The organism is Comamonas trifloxystrobinivorans (assembly GCF_043359985.1).
GTDB lineage: Bacteria > Pseudomonadota > Gammaproteobacteria > Burkholderiales > Burkholderiaceae_C > Comamonas > Comamonas trifloxystrobinivorans.
Genome location: NZ_JBHZGV010000008.1, coordinates 172342 through 192224, shown reverse-complemented (window position 1 = coordinate 192224; position 19883 = coordinate 172342). Strand labels below are relative to the sequence as shown.

Below are 19883 nucleotides of genomic sequence, written 5' to 3'. Positions count from 1 at the left end.
TTGTTTTAGGCTATTGAGCCAGAAGCATACCAAGGGGTGATGCATGGCGTGCCGCGCTGTGGCGCGGGCCATGGCCGCCCGATGATTATTGCCGGAGGGTGGGGTGGATCACATCGATTTCGTGCAGCGTGTCGATGCCTATGAGCAGGCTTACGCTGACCGGCCGGGTGCCGGCCGGCGCGCAGTGGCGCTGTTTTCGCTGCTGGCGCTGGTCTGGGTCTGGGGCGGGTTGCTGCTGGGCCTGGGCTTGCTCGCCTGGGCCGGGGTATCCTGGTCGGGCAAAGGTTTCAGAGGCGAGCAGATTTTTGGGCTGTTTGGCGGCCTGGCCTTGATTTTGAGCGTGCTGCGGCTCACCCGCTCCGATTGGGTGGCTCCCACAGGCATTGCCGTGCCACCGGCCGAATGCCCGCGCCTGTTCGAGGCGCTGGAGCGCATCCGCCAGAAAATCGGCGGCCCGCGCATCGACCAGTTGGTCATTACCGAAGACTACGACTTGCGCATGTTGCAGCGCTCACGCCTGGGCGGCCTGCAACCTGCACACAATTACCTGCTGCTGGGTTTGCCCTTGGCGATGGCCATTGACCGGCCGCGCCTGATCGCCATGCTGGCACAAGAATATTCGCATTTGCGCCGCTCACCGGACTGGTTGGGCGGCGCGGTTTACCGGGCGCGGCGCCGCTTGCAGGGTTTGCACGACCGCCTGGCCGACCGGCGCCAGATGACGCGGCTGGGCTGGGTCAACGAGCGCTTCATGCGCTGGTATCTGCCGCGCTGGTGGGCGGCCAGTTTTGTGCTGGCGCGAGGCGACGAGCTGGTGGCCGACCGCCTGGCCGCCAAGCTGGTGAGCAAGCAGCTGATGGGCGATGCCCTGTCAGAAGTGGCGGTGCGCGGGCGCTGGTTTCGCGAACAGTTTTGGACCATGCACTGGTCGCGTGCACGTGAGCTGCCCACGCCGATCGGCCCTTTCAGCCTGATGGCTGGCGTCATGAACCACAGTATGGATGTGAACTGGGTCTACCAGGCCTGGCGCCAGGAATACGAGGCGCCCGCCGGCTACCACAGCACGCGCCCCGGCCTGCGCGAGCGGCTGGAGAACCTGGGGGTCCCGCCCGGGCTCACGCCCATGTCCGGCAGCAACAGCCTCGCCTGGCTGGGCAAGCGCTCCGAGCGCTGGATAGAGCTGCTCGACGGCCGCTGGTGCGAGCGCCATGCGGCGGACTGGACGGTCTACCACCAGGTCTTGCGCCAATCGCAGGCGCGAGTGGCTGAGCTGATGCCGCGCGAGCCGTATCTGGATGCCGATGGCCTGGTCGAGCTGGGCTGGAACCTGCAGCTCAGCGCCTACCGCGACGATCCCCTGCCGTTCTACAAACGGGCGCTGGAGTTGGCGCCCGAGCATCCGCGGGCCATTGCCGCTTGTGCCAGCTTGCACATGGGCATGGACATGGAAGACCAGCTGCAGTTTCTGGCCCAGGCTTTCGACCTGCTGCCTGCCATGCGCCCTTACTGGTGCCGCCTGGCGTTGGGCGTGCTGGATGTGCTGGAGGCCGACGAGTACTACGAAGCCACCATTCGCCGCTTGCGCATCGATTGGGACAAGCGCGCCGAACGAGCCGAGGCGCAGCAGCAAAAGCTGCGCGAAGAGCTGCAGGAGCAGGGTGTTTTGCACCAGGCGGTGGCCGATGCCGCGCTTGACAAGCAATGGTGGCCCTCGGAAATGGCCGTGCTCAAGCTGCACCTGGCGCATTGCCCGCGCTTGCGCCGCGCCTGGTTGCTGGCGCGGCCCATACGTGCGGTGCGCGGCTCGCACATGCTGGTTTTGGTGCTGGACAGGCCGGGCGTGCACTACCAGCAGAACAAAAAGCTGGAGCAGCAGTGGAGCGACTTTCTGGAGCGTGAGCTGCTCATCTGTAAGCTGATGCCGGGCTCGATCGTGCATCTGGACGAGCTCGGCCCCGAAGCCGCCAAGCGCCTGGCGGCCCTGGAAGCGGCCCTGGTGTTTAGCGTCCAGCCACAGGCTTAGCCGGGAGCGCTGCCCGGATACTGGCGCAATGGGACAATAGCGCCCATGCATCCCAAAGCCTTACTAGATGCCTGCGCCGAACTGGTTGCGCAGGTCCTGACTTTCGAACACCCGGCCGACGCCGTGGTGTCGCGCTATTTCCGCGAGCACCGCAACCTGGGCCCGCGCGAACGGGCCACCCTGGCCGAAACCGCCTATACCGTACTGCGCAAGAAAACCCTGTTCGAGGCGCTGGCCCGCTCGGGCAGCGGCGCCCGCGAGCGCCGTCTGGCGATCCTGGGCTTTGCCGGCCCGCGCACCTTCGTCAAGGCGGCACTCAGCCCGGCCGAGGTGAAATGGCTCGACGAGTGTGACGCCACCAGCCCCGACAGCCTGATGGCGCAGCACCGCCACAACCTGCCCGAATGGCTGGTACAGCCGCTGCAAGCGCAGGTAGGCGAGCAGTTTGAGCAGCTGGCTGCCAGCATGCTGGAGCCCGCGCCGCTCGATCTGCGTGCCAATGCGCTCAACACCAAGCGCGCCGATCTGCAAAAAGAGCTGAAAGAAGCGGGCATTACTGCCGAGCCTACGCCGTACTCGCCTTGGGGTCTGCGCGTGGCCAACAAGCCCGCACTCTCGCGCCTGGATGCTTTTGTCAAAGGTCGGGTCGAAGTGCAAGACGAAGGCTCGCAACTGCTGGCCTTGCTGCTCGATGCCAAGCGTGGCGAAATGGTGACCGACTTCTGCGCTGGCGCTGGCGGCAAAACCTTGGCTGTGGGCGCTTCCATGCGCAGCACGGGCCGTTTGTATGCGTTTGATGTGTCGGCGCACCGGCTGGAAGCACTCAAACCGCGTCTGGCACGCTCGGGCCTGTCTAACGTGCACCCGGCTGCCATCGCGCACGAGCGCGACGAGCGGGTCAAGCGTCTGGTCGGCAAGATGGACCGCGTGCTGGTCGATGCGCCTTGCTCGGGCCTGGGCACCTTGCGCCGCAACCCCGATCTGAAGTGGCGCCAAAGCCAGAAGGCGATCGACGAGCTGACCGTCAAGCAAGCCTCCATCCTCGACAGCGCGGCGCGCATGGTCAAATCCGGCGGCCGTCTGGTGTATGCCACTTGCAGCATCCTGCCTGCAGAAAACGAAGCCATTGCCGAAGCATTTGCCGCCGCCCATCCAGACTTTGTGCCTTTGGACGCGGGCGAGCTGCTCGCCGGCTTGAAGGTGGAGCAGGCCGCCAGCCTGTGCAGCGGTGGCGAGAGCAACAGCCGCTACCTGCGCCTGTGGCCGCATCTGCACCAAACGGACGGCTTCTTTGCCGCTGTCTGGCAACGCAAGTAAAAAGCCGCTTCACCTCTACAAGCTGCCGGTGCTGATGCAAAGCGCCGGCAGCTTTTTGCTTTGCGGCTGTGCAAACCTCAGTCTTGCCAGCCCAGCCAGCGGGCCACGGCTTGCCAGGCGCTTTGCCAGCCGGCATGGGCCTGGTGGCTGATGTGCACTTGCGCACCTTCAGCGGAGCGAGCCTCCAGCCAATACCAGCCTGCGTGTACGCCGTTGCAATGCGGAGCTTGCTCGGCGGTCAGCGCCAATGCACTGTGCCAAGGCGAACTGATTACTACTGCGCCCGTGCTGCAGTACAGCGAGCTGCCAGCTTCCAGGTGCAGCCACTGCGCTTGGCCGGGTGCAATGGTTAAAACGCTGGTGCGCGCCACTGCGCTGTCTTGCTGGGTAGATGTTGCCTGGGCCAGGCTGTAGCTTTGTGTGCTGCTCATTTTTTGCGCTTTCCAAGTGGGCTGAATACAGGGCTCTAGCGTAAAAAATCAGCGGGTACCGCAACAGACACAGCGCGCCGGGTCAGACAGCAGAACAGTGCATTTGGTACTGCCGCTGTTCTGCTTGAAAATGGGGCTTTCTGTATCTGTTCTGCCGGGGCTGAATAGCGGACGATACAGCGCTTGACCGTGATCTCTTGAAAGCCCGCCATGTCCTTGACCGAACCCCATCTGCTGGAGCCTGTGCCCGCTGGCGCCCATGAGGCCGCTGCACCGCCAGTGGCGGATGAGGACTATCTGTACGAGCGCATTGCGGCCCATTTTGAACAGGCCATTGCGCAGCAGGCTTTGGGCGTGGGCGCGCGCATGCCTTCGGTGCGCGAGATTCGGCGCTTGCACCATGTCAGCCACAGCACAGCTTTGCAGGTGTTGCGTGTGCTGGAGGCGCGCGGCCTGATCGAGGCGCGCCCGCGCGTTGGCTACTTTGTGCGCGACACTGCCCTGCAAATGCCCGCTGCCCGCGAGCCGCAATTGCTGGCGCCTTTGCCCCTGCAAGACCACCGCTTTGCCGGCATTGGCGAGCGTGCGGCCGAATACCTGAACAAGGCGCGGCTCAAAAGGGCGCTCAAAGTGGATTTGGGCAGCGCCATGCCTGCGCCCGAGCTGTTCGATGCCAAACTGCTGAATCAGCATGCCATCGCCTTGCTGCGCGAGCAGCCGCAGATCTTGGTGCATGGCCCTTCAGCGCCTTTCACGCACCCCGATTTTCAGGCCGCCATGGCGCGTTATGCGCTGAGCTTTGGCGTGCATGTGGCGCCCATGGATGTGGCCGCGACCTTTGGCAACTCCGAAGCCGTGAACCTGGCCTTGGATGCGCTGACCGAGCCGGGCGACGTGGTGGCCATCGAATCCCCCACTTTCTACGGCATCTTGCAGGCGGTAGAGGCGAAAAAGCTGCAGGCGCTGGAGATACCGTCGAGCCCGCATACGGGCATGTCGATCGAGGCGCTGGAATTGGCGTTGCGCACGCACCCGCGGCTCAAGGCGGTGGTGGTGGTGCCGCACTTGCAAATGCCGCAGGGCGCCACCATGCCCGACAGCCACAAACAGCGCCTGGTGGCGCTGTGCCGCGCACACGGCGTGGCCCTGATCGAAGACGATATTTACCGCGAGTTTGTCGAGACCGACCAAGTGCTGCGCCCCTGCAAAGCCTGGGACACCGACGGCTCGGTGATCTATTGCTCGTCGCTCTCCAAAAGCTATGCGCCCGGCCTGCGCCTGGGTTGGATGAATGCTGGCCGCTGGCATGAGCGGGTACAGATGATCAAATTTGCGCGCTCACGCAATTTGCCGGTTTGGCCGCAGTTGCTGGGCGCGCGCACGGTGGGATCGCCTGCTTACATGCGCCATCTGGTGCGCTTGCGCCAGCAATTGCGGGTGCAGCGCCAGGCGGCTGCGCAAGCGGTGGCGCGCTATTTCCCCATTGGTACGCGCCTGAGCCTGCCCGCTGGCGGCCTGAGCATCTGGCTGGAGCTGCCCGAGCAAATATCGAGCAGCCGCCTGTATGACGAGGCTTTGGCTGCAGGCCTTCGCACCGCCCCTGGCGACATGTTCAGCAACACCGGCCACTACGACCACTTTCTGCGCCTGAGCTGCGGCATGCCTTTCACGCCCGAGGTGGAAGAGGCCTATCGGACGCTGGGCCGCATGCTCCATGCGCAACTGGGATTGCCGCCTCGGGGGTGAAGGGCTGCAGCTTGGGTTTGGTGAGTCACCACGCTCGCACTCCCGGTTAAGCCGTGTCGGGGCGAAAAAGGCTCATCACGGATTTGTGGGGCTCTTGGTTGACCGGTATTCAAACAGCACCCTTCAGCAGAGTAGCTATGAGCCGGAACTCCGCTTCAATGGCAAGATGGCCGCTCAGGCGTAGATCGCATAGTCGCAGGCAGTACTTTGGTACGGCAAGACTATGGGAGCACGCATGAGTGGTCATATTGCCACTCTCAAAACGAAGACTCTGTACCAAGCACGAACGATGAGTTCGTCACTTAGCTTGCCTACCCCTGTAACCCCTCATGAATCATAAAAAAAACCGCCTCGGCTTGCGCCAGGCGGTTTTTTGTGTTCGGCCGAATTACTTCAGCTTCACTTCCTTGTACTCGACGTGCTTGCGAGCCTTGGGGTCGAACTTCGTGATCAACATCTTTTCAGGCATTGTCTTCTTGTTCTTGGTGGTCGTGTAGAAGTGACCGGTGCCGGCAGTCGATTCCAGCTTGATTTTTTCGCGTCCGCCTTTGGAAGCCATGATGTATCTCCTTAAGCTTGGCCACGTGCACGCAGGTCTGCGAGCACAGAATCAATACCGTTCTTGTCGATCAGACGCAGAGCGGCGCTGGAAACACGCAGGCGCACCCAGCGGTTTTCCGATTCCACCCAGAAACGGCGATATTGCAGGTTCGGCAGGAACCGGCGCTTGGTTTTGTTGTTGGCGTGGGAAACATTGTTTCCCACCATGGGCTTCTTGCCCGTTACTTCGCAAACGCGTGCCATCAGGACACTCCGAAAGTTTTAACAGCTGCTCGCCCTGTGCCGCTCAGCCATTGCTGGCAAGCGGCGCGGCTGGCAGCCTCACCTCGCCAATCAAAGGGTGGCGGTAGCCCATGTTCACCGCAGAAAGCTCTGCAGTAGTTTCCTGTTCACGCGCCGAACATTGCGAAAGGCGGCAAGCAGCAAAGCCAAGGATTATAGCCTGAAAGCCCAAAACGGGCCAGCAGGCGCTTTGTAGGGCTTTATTCCTGTTCCAAGAAACGCTGGGCGTCCAGTGCGGCCATGCAGCCGGTGCCGGCGCTGGTAATCGCTTGGCGGTACACGTGGTCCTGGCAATCGCCAGCGGCAAACACGCCGGGCACGCTGGTTTGCGTGGCAAAGCCGGCGCGGCCCGTTTGCGTGACGATGTAGCCGTTTTCCAGCTCGATCTGGCCTTGGAAAATGTCGGTGTTCGGGTGGTGGCCAATGGCGATAAAGCAGCCTTGCAGGGCGATGTCTTCCGTCTTGTCGCTTTGCGTGCTCTTGATGCGGATGCCGGTCACGCCGCTTTGGTCGCCCAGCACTTCGTCGAGCACAAAGTGGGTCTTGAGCTCGATCTTGCCTTCCTTGACCTTTTCCATCAGCTTGTCCACCAGAATGGGCTCGGCCTTGAACTTGTCGCGGCGGTGCACCAGGGTCACCTTGCTGGCGATATTGCTCAGGTACAGCGCTTCTTCCACGGCGGTGTTGCCGCCGCCGATCACGCACACGGGCTGCTCGCGGTAGAAGAAACCGTCGCAGGTAGCGCAGGCCGACACGCCGCGGCCCATGAAGGCCTCTTCGGTGGGCAGGCCCAGGTACTTGGCCGAGGCGCCGGTGGCGATGATCAGGCTGTCGCAGGTGTAGGTGCCGCTGTCACCGGTCAGAGTGAAGGGGCGCTTGCTCAGGTCGACCTTGTTGATATGGTCAAACACGATCTGGGTCTTGAAACGCGCGGCGTGTTCCATAAAACGATGCATCAGCTCGGGGCCTTGCACGCCCATCACGTCGGCTGGCCAGTTGTCCACTTCGGTGGTGGTGGCCAGTTGGCCGCCCTCGGCCATGCCGGTGATCAGCACGGGATTGAGGTTGGCACGCGCAGCGTAGATGGCAGCGGTGCAGCCAGCAGGGCCCGAGCCCAGAATCAGCACTTTGGCGTGTTGGTTGACGGAAGACATGGAACTCCTATCGCAGTCGTGGGGCAGGCGCGCAGGCGCTCCCGCCAGTCAAAAGGCAGCGCTGGGCGGCTGCAGGGCAGCGGCCAGCAAAACATGCAAGAGTATCAAACAGACGGCGTTGCTTGTGGATGGTTTTTGTCAATGTCCCTGATCGGTACAAGCCATCTTGCTGGGCAGGCTGCGTGCGCCGCCTGCCGGAAGCGGGCACGGATTGACAACAATCGTCCGGCAGCGCGCAGGGCCCGGCCAGCGTTGCAAGCACGCCAGCGGCCACGGTCCATTACAAAGTGTTGCTTGTAGCAGACAAACGCTTTGTTTTTGATAGCGCTGCAACATGGTGCTAAAAGCGCAAACACATGTTTTTATTCAAAGACTCGCCAAGCCTGCGCCGGGCAGCCCGGTCTGTGGCCAGGGCGAGGTGGGTACTTGCTTGGTTGGCTTGTGCGCCAACAGGCGTCGCGGGCAGGCGTCAGAGTGGGGCGCGGGCCGGTTTTGCTATCGAATTTATGGCGCGCTTAGGGTAAGCTCTCACTCTTAGGTTATGGCTACTTCAACGAAGAAATCGAATGCACACCACAGCGCGGGCGCGTCGCTGGTCATGGGGGTGCGCCGCTTTGGGCATGAGCTGGTGCTCATCGTCACCTTTTTGCTGATGGCGTTTTGCGTGGCCGCCATGGTCAGCTACTCGCCCAAGGATCCCGCCTGGTCCACCTCGGGCACGCAGGTGGCCGGCCATGTCAGCAACTGGATGGGTCGTCTGGGCGCGATGATTTCCGACGGCGGCTACTTCATGGTGGGTTTCTCCGTCTGGTGGCTGGTCGTGGCCGCTGTGCTGGCCTGGTTCTCGTCGCTGGCGCGCTGGCTGCGCGCAGGCGAAAACCCGCCTAACGATCCGCGCCCGCTGTGGTGGCGCCGCATTGTTTTCTGGGGCGGCCTGCTGCTGCTGCTGGTGGCCAGTTCGGCCTTGGAATGGTCGCGCCTCTATCGTTTTGAAGCGCAACTGCCCGGCTCGGCCGGCGGCGTGCTGGGCTTTTTGCTGGGCCCACTGGCTGAAAAGTGGATGGGTTTTACCGGCTCGGGCATCGTTGGCGTCATGCTGCTGCTGCTGGGCATGTCGTGGATTCTGGGTTTCTCCTGGGGCCAGATTGCCGAAAAAGTAGGCGCTGGCATTGAAGGCTTTTTCCAAAAACTGATGCTGCGCCGCGAGGCCGCCGCCGACAAGGCCGTGGGCAAAAAGGCAGCGCAGGCCCGTGAAGCCGAGGTATCGAGCGCAGCGCCGGCCGCCGCCGCTTCGCGCCTGGAGCCCTCTGCCGAAGGCTTTGACAGCATGTTTGATTTGGCGCCCGGCAGTAAAACCGCGCGCCCGGCGGCGGAGCCGAGTTTGCATATTGCTGAACCCGTCAAACCGCAGGCGGTGCCCAGCGCCCGTGTGGTGAAAGAGCGCCAAAAGCCGCTGTTCAACGAGTTGCGCGACACCAAGCTGCCGCAAGTCGACCTGCTCGATGCAGCGCCCAAGACGCAGGAAACCGTGTCCTACGAAACGCTGGAAATGACCAGCCGCCTGATCGAGAAAAAGCTCAAGGATTTTGGCGTGGAAGTACGCGTGGTCGAGGCCGCGCCCGGCCCGGTCATCACGCGCTATGAGATTGAGCCGGCCACCGGCGTCAAAGGCTCGCAAATCGTCAACCTGGCCAAAGATCTGGCGCGCTCGCTGTCGCTGGTGTCGATCCGCGTCATCGAAACCATTCCGGGCAAAAACTTCATGGCCTTGGAGCTGCCGAACGCCAAGCGCCAAACCATTCGCCTGACCGAGATTCTGGGCTCCAACGAATACCACGAAGCCAAGAGCCTGCTCACCATGGGCCTGGGCAAAGACATCGTGGGCAAGCCGGTGGTGGCAGACTTGGCCAAAATGCCGCACGTGCTGGTGGCCGGTACCACCGGCTCGGGCAAATCGGTCGGTATCAACGCCATGATCCTGTCGGTGCTGTACAAGGCCGAGGCCAAAGACGTGCGCCTGATGATGATCGACCCGAAGATGCTCGAAATGTCGGTCTACGAAGGCATTCCGCACCTGCTGTGCCCGGTGGTGACCGACATGAAGCAGGCCGCCAACGGCCTGAACTGGTGCGTGGCCGAGATGGAGCGCCGCTACAAGCTGATGAGCAAGCTTGGTGTGCGCAACCTGGCCGGTTACAACACCAAGATCGACGAAGCCAAGGCGCGCGAAGAAAGCATTCCCAACCCCTTCAGCCTGACGCCCGAATCGCCCGAGCCGCTGCAGCGCCTGCCGCACATTGTGGTGGTGATCGACGAGCTGGCCGATCTGATGATGGTGGTGGGCAAAAAGATCGAAGAGCTGATTGCCCGCCTGGCGCAAAAGGCGCGTGCAGCTGGCATCCACCTGATTTTGGCCACGCAGCGCCCGAGCGTAGACGTGATCACCGGCCTGATCAAGGCCAATATCCCATCGCGTATCGCATTCTCCGTCGGCTCCAAGATCGACAGCCGTACCATCCTCGACCAGATGGGCGCCGAAGCGCTGCTGGGCATGGGCGACATGCTCTATATGGCCAGCGGCACCGGCTTCCCGGTGCGCGTGCACGGCGCTTTTGTGTCAGATGACGAAGTGCACCGCGTGGTCAGCTACCTCAAAGAGCAGGGCGAGCCCGATTACATCGAAGGCGTGCTCGAAGGCGGCACCGGCGAAGGCGATTCCGGCTTTGGCGACGAAGATGGCGGCGGCAGCGGCGAGAAAGACCCGATGTACGACCAGGCGGTCGAGATCGTGCTCAAAGACCGCAAGGCCAGCATCTCGTACGTGCAGCGCAAACTGCGCATCGGCTACAACCGCTCGGCCAACCTGCTCGAAGAAATGGAACGTGCCGGCCTGGTGAGCGCGCTCACCGGCAGCGGCCAGCGCGAAGTGCTGGTGGCGCACCGGCCTGGTGGCGACGAATAAACAGCGCAGTCTCTGTTTCGTAAAAAAACGCAAAACAGCACCGAAAGCAGGGCAGTTGTCGGCACTTTCGGTGCTGTTCGCATTCCAAGCAGATAATTTGCCCCCATTGCGCTGGCTGCTGCCAGTGCCCGAAAGGAAAACCAATGAAACACTGGATTGCCGCCGCCGCGCTGGCCGGCATCAGCGGCTGGGCCCAGGCCGATGCCTTGGGCAGCCTGGAACAGTTCATGAAAAGCTCGCAGGCCGGTGAGGCCAGCTTCACCCAGACGGTGACCTCGCCCGCCAAGGAAGGCCAGGCGCCGCGCGTCAAAACCTCCAGCGGCAGCTTTGCCTTCCAGCGCCCGGGCAAGTTCAAGTTCCTCTACAAAAAGCCGTTCGAGCAAACCATCGTGGCCGATGGCAGCACTTTGACGCTGTTTGACGTGGATTTGAACCAGGTCACCCAGCGCCAGCAAACCCAGGCCCTGGGCCAGACCCCGGCCGCCCTGCTGGCCTCGGCCGCCAGCCTGCAAGCGCTGAAATCCGAGTTCACGCTGAGCAACGCCCCCGATGCCGATGGCCAGCAATGGGTGCTGGCAACGCCCAAGCTCAAGGAAGGCCAGCTCAAGAACGTCAAGGTCGGCTTCAAGAATGAGCAGCTGACGGCGCTGGAGATTGAAGACAGCTTTGGCCAGCGTTCGGTCGTGCGCTTTGAAGGCCTGAAAACGCTGCCTTCGCTGCCGGCTTCTGTCTTCGAGTTCAATATCCCTTCGGGCGCAGAAGTGATTCGCCAATAAGCGCCTGGTTGGCCTGATAAAAAACCCTGGCCGCTCTTGCGAGCGCCAGGGTTTTGTTTTGGCTGTCTGTTGTGCGGCGCGCTCAGACTTTGGCGTGTGCGTGCTGTTTGGCGCTGAACCAGTCGATCAAACCAGCCACCACCAGCACAGCAGCCACCGGTGTTACCCAGCCCATGCCCAGTGCAGCGCCGGGCAGTTTGTCCAGCCAAGCGGGCACCAGGGCTGTCCATTCCAGGGCCTTGGCGGCATCGAACAGGCCAAACACCAAGGCCACCAGCATCACGGGAATGTAGACGCGGCTGGGGCGGTTCCAGCGGTGCAGCAGGCTGAGTGCAATCAGCGCAATGGCCACGGGGTAGATGCCCACCAGCACGGGCACGGCCACGGCAATCAGCTGGGCCAGGCCCTGGTTGGCAACCGCAGCGCTGAAAATGCTCAGTGCCACCACCACGCCGCGGTAAGAGAAGCCGGTCAGCTCGCTGAAGAAGGCGCTGCAAGCGCTGACCAGGCCTACGCCGGTGGTCAGGCAGGCCAGCAAGATCACGGCCGCCAGCAGCCACAGCCCGGCATCGCCAAAGGTGTGTTGCACGTAGGCGGTCAGGATTTGCACGCCCGTGGCGGCGTTGTCGGCCAGCGAGCTGCTGGTGTCGCCCAGATAGAGCAGCGAGATATAGACCAGGCCCAGGCCGACGGCGGCAATGATGCCGGCCGCAATCGCGTAGCGGGTGTGCAGGCGGCGGTCCGTCACGCCAGCGGCCTTGATGGCATTGACGATGACGATGCCGAACACCAGCGAGGCGAGCGCATCCATGGTCTGGTAGCCTTGCAAAAAGCCTTGCGCAAATGCAGCGGTTTGCGTGCTGTAGTCAGCTGTTGAGCTGCTATAGCCGCCCGCAGGCGCCAAAAAGGCGGCGCCGCCCAGAATCACCAGCGCCACAATCAGTACTGGCGTGATGAGCTTGCCGATGTTGTCCATCAGCTTGCCAGGAAAGAGCGACAGCAGCATCACCAGCGCAAAGTAGCCAATGGTGAACAGCAGCAGCATCAGCGGCGTGTTGCCAACGAACGGCGCCAAGCCCATCTCGAAAGACACGGTAGCCGTGCGCGGTGTGGCAAACAGCGGGCCAATCGTCAGGTAAATGGCGCAGGCCAGCGTAGTACCGGCAATGCGGCCAATGGGCAAGGTCAGCGTGTCGAGCCCGCCGCCAACGCGCGCCAGAGCCACCACGCCCAGCAGCGGCAGGCCCACGCCGGTCAGCAAAAAGCCGACGGTGGCGCCCAGCAGGTTCTCGCCTGCGGCCATGCCGACGATGGGGGGGAAGATGATGTTGCCTGCGCCCAGAAACAGGGCGAAAGTCATAAAGCCGAGCGCAACAATGTCTCGGAGCTTGAGCGTAGTCATGTATGTCCCAATGCAGGCCAGGCAGCGCACGGCAGGCGTGCTGCGGCCAGGCAAATTCAATCACGGAGGCGGGCAGCGCCAGCGTCCGGGTGCGGAACGGTGACAACTGGAGGCCTGCGCGCAATTCCTGCACCCCGGTGGGTCACAACGGGGGACAATGGCGCACAGCGATGGTGGGCTGCTTGTGGCGCTACCATCGTTGGTGGCTGAGGCAACGCACTCCATCGTGGAGCGCGAAGGCAGCCTTTGCGTAAGACGCAAAATACATCCGTATAAACCCGAATTTTCTGCGAAAAAGCGTAAGCGACATGGCCCAAGGCACATTCACCCCTGCGACAAAGTCTGATTTGTTTGGCCACGGCGGCACCCACCAGCCGCTGGCCGAGCGCCTCAGGCCGCACACGCTGGCCGAGGTGGTGGGCCAGCAGCAGGTGCTCGGCGAAGGCATGCCGCTGCGCTTGGCTTTTGAATCCGGCCGGCCGCACAGCTGCATTCTGTGGGGACCGCCTGGCGTAGGCAAAACGACGATTGCGCGTTTGATGGCCGATGCGTTTGATGCGCAGTTCATCTCGATCAGCGCGGTGCTCGGCGGCGTCAAAGACATCCGCGAAGCCGTGGAGCAAGCCCAGTCTGCGCGCGACGGCCTCATGCAGCAGCGCACCATCGTGTTTGTCGACGAGGTGCACCGCTTCAACAAAAGCCAGCAAGATGCTTTCTTGCCGCATGTGGAAAGTGGGCTGTTCACGTTTATCGGCGCCACCACCGAGAACCCGTCGTTCGAGGTGAACTCGGCCTTGCTCTCGCGCGCAGCGGTTTACGTGCTGCAAAGCCTGAGCAGTGAAGATCTGAAGCAGATCGTCGCCAAAGCCCAGGCGCTGCAAGCCTTGCCTGCTATTGATGATGAAGCGCTGGAGCGCCTGATTGCCTATGCCGACGGCGATGCGCGGCGCTTGCTGAACACGCTGGAGACATTGGCCATCACCGCCGAGCAAGCCAAGGTAGAGCGCATTACCGATACCTGGCTCCTGAAAGTGCTGGGCGAGCGCATGCGCCGTTACGACAAAGGCGGCGAGCAGTTCTACGACACCATCAGCGCGCTGCATAAATCAGTTCGCGGCTCGGACCCGGATGCTGCCTTGTACTGGTTCACGCGCATGCTGGACGGCGGTGCCGACCCGCGCTACCTGGCACGTCGCATTGTGCGCATGGCCTGGGAAGACATTGGCCTGGCCGACCCGCGCGCCATGCAAATGTGCAACGACGCCGCCGCCACCTACGAGCGCCTGGGCAGCCCGGAGGGCGAGTTGGCGCTGGCACAGGCTGTCATCTATCTGGCAGTCGCCCCCAAGAGCAATGCCGGCTACATGGCCTACAACAAGGCCAAGGCTTTTGTGAAGCAAGACGGCACGCGCCCTGTGCCCATGCACTTGCGCAACGCGCCTACCCAGCTGATGAAAGACCTGGATTACGGCAAAGCCTACCGCTACGCCCACGACGAAGAAGACGGTTTTGCCGCCGGCGAGAACTACTTCCCTGAAGACATGGACAAGCCGGTTTTCTATGAGCCGGTGCCGCGTGGGCTGGAGATCAAGATTGGCGAGAAGTTGGCACGCTTGCAGGGTCTTAACCAGGCGGCCCGTAAAGAGGATTAGCGCTTTGCTGGGGTAAATGTTGCAGTGCAGCAACGGGCAAGTGCCTTGCTAGCAGTGGCTCGTACCTGAAACATGCAGAATTTCAGAAAAAAGTGAATTTTCTGAAAGTTGCTTGAGCAACCAGATGGACAATCTGGGAAATGATTGTTCGTCCCTCGGTTCACTGGCTGCGCATGCTTTTTGTGTGGCGCGGTTCCATCTTGCCGGTGATCTTGCCGCAGCTGATCACCATCACGCTGCTCGCGATCTTCATCTACCACATCCACGGCTCCATCCTGAGCTGGAAGGTGTCGCTGAACTTTGTGCCGTTCTCGCTCATCGGTCTGACGCTGGCGATTTTTCTGGGTTTCAGAAACAGCACTTCATATTCGCGCTTTTGGGAGGCGCGTACGCTGTGGGGCGTTTTGCTGGTGGAGAGCCGCCATCTGGTAGGCCAGGCTTTGACCCTGGGCGCTGGCAAACAGCAATCCCTGGAGCTGGCCAAGCGTTTGTGCGCGTTTGTCTACGCATTCAAGCACCAGTTGCGCGGTACCGACCCGCGCCCCGAGTTGGCGGTTTTTGTTTCACCCGCCGAGGTGGAGCGCATTGCCAACGCCCATTTCCCGGCATCGGTCGGCTTGCTGGCAGTGCAGGAATGGATTGGCGAGCAGGTGCGCCAAGGCGCTCTCAACCCGGTGCTGGTGCCAGCGCTGGAGTCGGCCATGGCGCGCATGGGCAATGCGGTGGGTGGTTGTGAGCGAATCTCCAGCACGCCGATTCCGTTCACTTATTCGGTCATCTTGCACCGTTGTGTCTATATCTACTGCTTTTTGCTGCCATTTGGCTTGCTGGACACGATCGGCCCGATGACGCCGGTGATCGTCTGCTTTCTGGCCTACACCTTTTTGCGCTGGAAGCCTTGGGCGCCGAGCTGGAGCACCCGTTTGGCCTGTCTGCCAACGATCTGGCGCTGGGCAGCCTGTGCCACACGATCGAATCGTCGATGATGGAGATGCTGGACGAGCAGGCCCGCACCGCCAAGCCCGAAGCGCGCGATTTTCTGCTGCTGTAAACGCTGCAGGGCTGCGGCTCAGGACGCGCTGGCTTTGCCGGCGCGTTCCAGCAAAAAGTCGATCATGGTGCGCACCGCCTTGGTCTGGTGGCGGTTGGGCATCCACAGCAAATACATGTTGTTGCCGAAGATGCTCAGGCGCCAGTCGCGCAGGGTAGTCACCACTTCGCCGCTTTCCACTTCGTGGCGAATCACGTAATCGGGCACGATGCCCACGCCGAGCCCGGCCATGATGCCTTGGCGCAGAAACGGGAAATGCTCTGAGATGAGCGTGGGCTCCAGCCGTATTTCCTTGCGCAGCTCGCCCTGGTAGGCGCGCACCAGCAATTGCCTGCCCACCACGCCGCTGGTAATCAGCGGCACATGGCGCAAATCCTCGGGTTGCTGCGGCAGCATGTTCTGGCGCGCATAGTCGATGCTGGCGCAGGCGACGTAGTTCATCTCGGCCATGTGGCGCGCCACCAGGTTGTCGGGCGGCGTGGGCAGCACGCGCAGGGCAATGTCCACTTCGTCGCGCACCAGGTTGTCGACCCGGTTCTCGAAAATCACGTCCAACACAATATCCGGGTACTGGCGCTTGAAGGCGATCAGCCAATCCGTCATCACCAACTGCCCGTAGCCGCTGGGCACGGCCAAGCCAACGCGCCCCTGCAGGCCTTTGCCAAGGCTGCGAATTGTCTCGCCCGCTGCCGCCAGCTCGTTGCGGATGGCGCGGCCATGCTCGTACAAGCGCAGACCCACCTCGGTCGGCTCCACCCGGCGCGTGGTGCGGCGCACCAGTTGCACGCCGACCGATTTTTCCAGCTGCTGCAGGTGGTAGCTCACGTTGGCGCGGCTCATCTTGAGTTTGGCGGCGGCGCGGCTCAGGTTGCCGGCATCGATGATCTCCACCAGCAAGGTCAACGCAGATTGGTCCATGGCAGGTTATTGTTCTAAGTCATTTGACAGTCTGTCAATAGTCTATGGGATTGTCAAATCTCCTTGCTGTGGCTGACAATGCTTTGGTACTTCGGTTTCACTTTATGCCAAGGAGACAAGCATGAGCGCAGAGAACGCCGCCGTTGTGACCACCGCCCTCGAAGGGCGTGTTCTGGTCGTCAGCATCAACAACCCCCCCGTCAATGCGCTGAGCCAGGCTGTGCGCCAAGGCCTGGCCGATGCCGTGGCCCAGGCCCAGGCCGATGCGCAAGTGCAAGCCGTGCTGCTGGTCGGCAGCGGCAAGGCCTTCATCGCCGGTGCCGATATTCGTGAGTTCGGCAAGCCCGCCATGCCGCCGAGCCTGCCCGATGTGCTGATGCAGCTGGAAAGCAGCAACAAGCTGGTGGTGGCCGCCATCCACGGCCCGGCTCTGGGCGGTGGCCTGGAAGTGGCGCTGTCTTGCCACTACCGCCTGGCCGTTTCGGGCGCCAAGCTGGGCCTGCCTGAGGTGCAACTGGGCCTGCTGCCCGGTGCTGGCGGCACGCAACGCACGCCGCGCCTGATTGGCGTGAAGGCCGCACTGGATCTGATGCTCTCGGGCCGCCACGCCGGCGCCGAAGAAGCGCTGAGCATGGGCCTGGTCGACAAGGTTGAGCCCGCTGGCACCGATGCCCGCAGCGCCGGCCTGGCCTACGCCAACCAATTGCTGGATGACAAAGCGCCTGTGCGCCGCACCCGCGAAGCCGCTGCCCTGGCCGACAAGGCTGCAGCGCAAGCCGAGCTGGATGCCATCAAGGCCGAATCCGCCAAGAAAACCCGTGGCCTGTTCTCGCCTGGCAAGATCATCGAATGCGTGCAAGGCGCGCTCGATCTGCCGTTCGACGAAGGAATGAAGAACGAGCGCAAGCTGTTCGTGCAATGCTTGGAAAGCCCGCAGCGCGCTGGCCTGATCCACGCTTTCTTTGCCGAACGCGAAACCGCCAAAATCCCCGAGGCCAAGGCCGCAGCGCCGCGCGCACTGAACACGCTGGGCGTGATCGGTGGCGGCACCATGGGCGCTGGCATTACCGTGGCGGCGCTGGATGCCGGCTTCCCGGTGGTGATGGTGGAGCGCGATGATGAATCTATCGCTCGCGGCCGCGCCAATGTCGAGAAGGTGTACGACGGCCTGATCGCCAAGGGCCGCATGACGGCTGAGAAAAAGGCAGCCATCATGGCGCGCTACAGCGGCAGCACCGATTACGCTGCGCTGTCCCAGGTGGACCTGGTGATCGAAGCGGTGTTCGAAGAAATGGGCGTGAAAAAAGCCGTCTTCGCCGAGCTCGACAAGGTTTGCAAGCCCGGCGCGGTCATCGCCACCAATACCTCGTACCTCGATATTGACGCCATTGCCGCCAGCATCTCGCGCCCGCAAGATGTGGTGGGTCTGCACTTCTTCAGCCCAGCCAACATCATGAAGCTGCTGGAGATCGTGGTGCCTGCCAAGGTGAGCGCCGATGTGGTGGCCACGGCTTTCGAGCTGGCCAAGCGCATGAAGAAGATCCCCGTGCGCGCTGGTGTTTGCGACGGCTTTATCGGCAACCGCATTCTGGCCGTGTACCGCGATGCGGCCAACGCCATCATGGAAGACGGCGCCTCGCCCTACCAGATTGACGAGGCGGTGCGCGAGTTCGGTTACCCGATGGGCCCGTTCCAGGTGTCTGACCTGGCCGGTGGCGATATTGGTTTGGCCACGCGCAAGCGCAAGGCCGCCACGCGCGACCCCAAAGCTCGCTATGTGCAAATTGCCGACCGCATTGCCGAAAAGGGCTGGTTCGGCCAAAAGACGCAGCGCGGCTTCTACCTCTACCCGCAAGGCGCACGCACCGGTGTGCAAGACCCGGAAGTGCTGGCCATTGTGGATGCCGAGCGCCAACGCGCCGGCGTCACGCCACGCGCTTTCAGCAATGAAGAAATCATGCGCCGCTACATGGCTGCCATGGTCAACGAAGGCGCGAACGTGGTGCGCGAAGGCATTGCTCTGCGCCCGCTGGATGTGGACGTGACCTTCCTCTACGGCTACGGCTTCCCGCGCTACCGCGGCGGCCCCATGAAGTGGGCCGACATGGTGGGCCTGGATAAGGTGCTGGCTGATATTCAGGAATTCGCCAAGGAAGACCCGCTGTTCTGGAAGCCTTCGCCGCTGCTGCTGGAGCTGGTGGAAAAGGGCGAGAACTTCGAAAGCCTGAACAAGGCAGCCTGAACGGGCTGCAACCTGGCACCCAGGGCTTTGGCCCAGCCAAAACCTGGGTTGCCGCAAAACAAATGGCTGTTAGCGGTTTTGGCGACAAACGCGACAGCCGGACAAAACCAAAATCAACGGTCACAGGACCGAAGGAGACAAGCACATGCGTGAAGCAGTCATCGTATCTACCGCGCGTACGCCGCTGGCCAAGTCCCACCGGGGCGAATTCAATGTCACGCCCGGCGCACAGCTGGCCGCGTTTTCCATTCAGGCGGCTGTGCAGCGTGCCGGCATCGACCCGGCGCTGATCGAAGACGTGGTGCTGGGCTGCGGCTACCCCGAAGGCACTACGGGCCGCAACATCGGCCGCCAGGCGGCTGTGCGTGCCGGCCTGCCCATCAGCGTGGGCGGCACGGTGGTCAATCGCTTTTGTGCTTCGGGCCTGCAGGCCATCGCTTTTGCGGCGGGCCGCATCATCGTCGACGGCGCACCGGCCATGGTGGCCGGCGGTGTGGAAAGCATTTCGCTGATCCGCTCGAGCAACACCAACCCGGCCGACGCCGACCCTTGGCTGGTCGAGCACAAGCCCGAGCTGTTCATGGCCATGATCGACACCGCCGATGTGGTGGCGCAGCGCTACGGCATCAGCCGCGAAGACCAGGATGCGTTCTCGCTGCAAAGCCAGCAACGCACCGCAGCTGCGCAAGCCAACGGCACCTTCGACAACGAAATCGTGCCCTGCCAAACGCGCATGGCCGAAAAGAACAAGGAAACCGGCGAAGTCACCTACAAGGAAGTGACCGCCACCATGGACAACTGCAACCGCGCCAACACCACGCTCGAAGGCCTGGCCAAGCTGGAGCCGGTCAAAGGCCCGGGCAAGTTTGTGACGGCAGGCAATGCCTCGCAACTGTCCGACGGTTCGTCCGCCTGCGTGCTGATGGAAGCCAAAGAGGCCGCCAAGCTCGGCCTCACGCCGCTGGGCGCTTTCCGTGGCATGGCGATTGCCGGTTGCGAGCCCGACGAAATGGGTATTGGCCCGGTGTTCGCCGTACCCAAACTGCTGGCGCGCCACGGTTTGACGGTGCAAGACATCGATTTGTGGGAGCTGAACGAAGCCTTTGCTTCGCAAGCTTTGTACTGCGCACGCACGCTGGGCATTCCTAACGACCGCCTGAACGTCAACGGCGGTGCCATCTCGATCGGCCACCCGTTTGGCATGACGGGCGCGCGCCTGACCGGCCACATCCTGCTCGAAGGCCAGCGCCGCAAGGCCCGTGGCGAGAAAGTGAAGTGGGGCGTGGTGACCATGTGTGTGGGCGGCGGCATGGGTGCTGCCGGCCTGTTTGAGATTTTTTGACACCCCCTGAGGCGCTGCGCGCCT

Annotated in this window: 14 protein-coding genes and 1 pseudogene; 9 read left to right on the top strand and 6 right to left on the bottom strand. The window is 62.5% G+C overall.

Annotated features, from left to right (window positions below):
- The first annotated feature begins 103 nt into the window (after positions 1–103).
- Positions 104–2023, top strand: coding sequence for a hypothetical protein (locus ACFIQF_RS11400; protein WP_393942890.1), 1920 nt, complete (start codon positions 104–106; stop codon positions 2021–2023).
- Between the two features lie 45 nt (positions 2024–2068).
- Positions 2069–3340, top strand: coding sequence for an RsmB/NOP family class I SAM-dependent RNA methyltransferase (locus ACFIQF_RS11395; RefSeq protein WP_393942888.1), 1272 nt, complete (start codon positions 2069–2071; stop codon positions 3338–3340).
- 77 nt (positions 3341–3417) lie between these two features.
- Here ACFIQF_RS11395 and ACFIQF_RS11390 read toward each other — a convergent pair whose 3' ends face one another.
- Complete coding sequence (locus tag ACFIQF_RS11390; RefSeq protein WP_393942887.1) at positions 3418–3771, bottom strand: hypothetical protein; 354 nt, start codon at positions 3769–3771, stop codon at positions 3418–3420.
- Between the two features lie 210 nt (positions 3772–3981).
- Here ACFIQF_RS11390 and ACFIQF_RS11385 point away from each other — a divergent pair, with 210 nt between their 5' ends.
- Positions 3982–5517: an aminotransferase-like domain-containing protein gene (locus tag ACFIQF_RS11385; protein ID WP_393942885.1), complete on the top strand. Its 1536-nt coding sequence runs from the start codon at positions 3982–3984 to the stop codon at positions 5515–5517.
- A gap of 388 nt (positions 5518–5905) precedes the next feature.
- Here ACFIQF_RS11385 and rpmG read toward each other — a convergent pair whose 3' ends face one another.
- The 3 genes from rpmG to trxB all read right to left on the bottom strand — a co-directional run bounded on the left by rpmG (position 5906) and on the right by trxB (position 7514).
- Positions 5906–6076, bottom strand: coding sequence for a 50S ribosomal protein L33 (gene rpmG, locus ACFIQF_RS11380; RefSeq protein WP_393942883.1), 171 nt, complete (start codon positions 6074–6076; stop codon positions 5906–5908).
- Positions 6077–6087: 11 nt separating this feature from the next.
- Positions 6088–6321 carry a 50S ribosomal protein L28 gene (rpmB, locus tag ACFIQF_RS11375; RefSeq protein WP_012207163.1) on the bottom strand — a complete coding sequence of 78 codons (234 nt, stop codon included), beginning with the start codon at positions 6319–6321 and terminating at the stop codon, positions 6088–6090.
- A gap of 239 nt (positions 6322–6560) precedes the next feature.
- The gene (gene trxB, locus ACFIQF_RS11370) at positions 6561–7514 is read right to left on the bottom strand and encodes a thioredoxin-disulfide reductase (protein WP_393942881.1); all 954 of its coding nucleotides are present in this window, start codon (positions 7512–7514) and stop codon (positions 6561–6563) included.
- A gap of 541 nt (positions 7515–8055) precedes the next feature.
- Between trxB and ACFIQF_RS11365 the strand changes: the two genes are divergently transcribed.
- Together ACFIQF_RS11365 and lolA are read left to right on the top strand one after the other, a co-directional pair.
- Positions 8056–10476, top strand: coding sequence for a DNA translocase FtsK (locus ACFIQF_RS11365; protein WP_393942879.1), 2421 nt, complete (start codon positions 8056–8058; stop codon positions 10474–10476).
- Positions 10477–10619: 143 nt separating this feature from the next.
- Positions 10620–11252, top strand: a complete 633-nt coding sequence (gene lolA / locus ACFIQF_RS11360) for an outer membrane lipoprotein periplasmic chaperone LolA (RefSeq protein WP_393942878.1) — start codon at positions 10620–10622, stop codon at positions 11250–11252.
- Positions 11253–11334: 82 nt separating this feature from the next.
- Here the strand turns inward: lolA and brnQ are convergent, their stop codons facing one another.
- A complete protein-coding gene (brnQ, locus tag ACFIQF_RS11355; protein ID WP_393942876.1) occupies positions 11335–12654 on the bottom strand; it encodes a branched-chain amino acid transport system II carrier protein in 1320 nt (439 codons plus the stop codon).
- 308 nt (positions 12655–12962) lie between these two features.
- Between brnQ and ACFIQF_RS11350 the strand changes: the two genes are divergently transcribed.
- Both ACFIQF_RS11350 and ACFIQF_RS11345 read left to right on the top strand, forming a co-directional pair.
- Positions 12963–14306 (top strand): replication-associated recombination protein A, encoded by a 1344-nt coding sequence (locus ACFIQF_RS11350; RefSeq protein WP_393942874.1) that lies wholly within the window; start codon positions 12963–12965, stop codon positions 14304–14306.
- A 140-nt stretch (positions 14307–14446) separates the two neighbouring features.
- Positions 14447–15357 (top strand): annotated as a pseudogene (locus tag ACFIQF_RS11345) (bestrophin family protein).
- An 18-nt stretch (positions 15358–15375) separates the two neighbouring features.
- Here ACFIQF_RS11345 and ACFIQF_RS11340 read toward each other — a convergent pair.
- Complete coding sequence (locus tag ACFIQF_RS11340; protein ID WP_393942871.1) at positions 15376–16275, bottom strand: LysR family transcriptional regulator; 900 nt, start codon at positions 16273–16275, stop codon at positions 15376–15378.
- A gap of 121 nt (positions 16276–16396) precedes the next feature.
- Here ACFIQF_RS11340 and ACFIQF_RS11335 point away from each other — a divergent pair, with 121 nt between their 5' ends.
- Both ACFIQF_RS11335 and ACFIQF_RS11330 read left to right on the top strand, forming a co-directional pair.
- The gene (locus ACFIQF_RS11335; protein ID WP_393942869.1) at positions 16397–18517 is read left to right on the top strand and encodes a 3-hydroxyacyl-CoA dehydrogenase NAD-binding domain-containing protein; all 2121 of its coding nucleotides are present in this window, start codon (positions 16397–16399) and stop codon (positions 18515–18517) included.
- A gap of 145 nt (positions 18518–18662) precedes the next feature.
- Entirely contained in the window at positions 18663–19859 is a 1197-nt protein-coding gene (locus ACFIQF_RS11330) for an acetyl-CoA C-acyltransferase (RefSeq protein ID WP_393942867.1), read from the top strand.
- Positions 19860–19883: the final 24 nt, after the last annotated feature.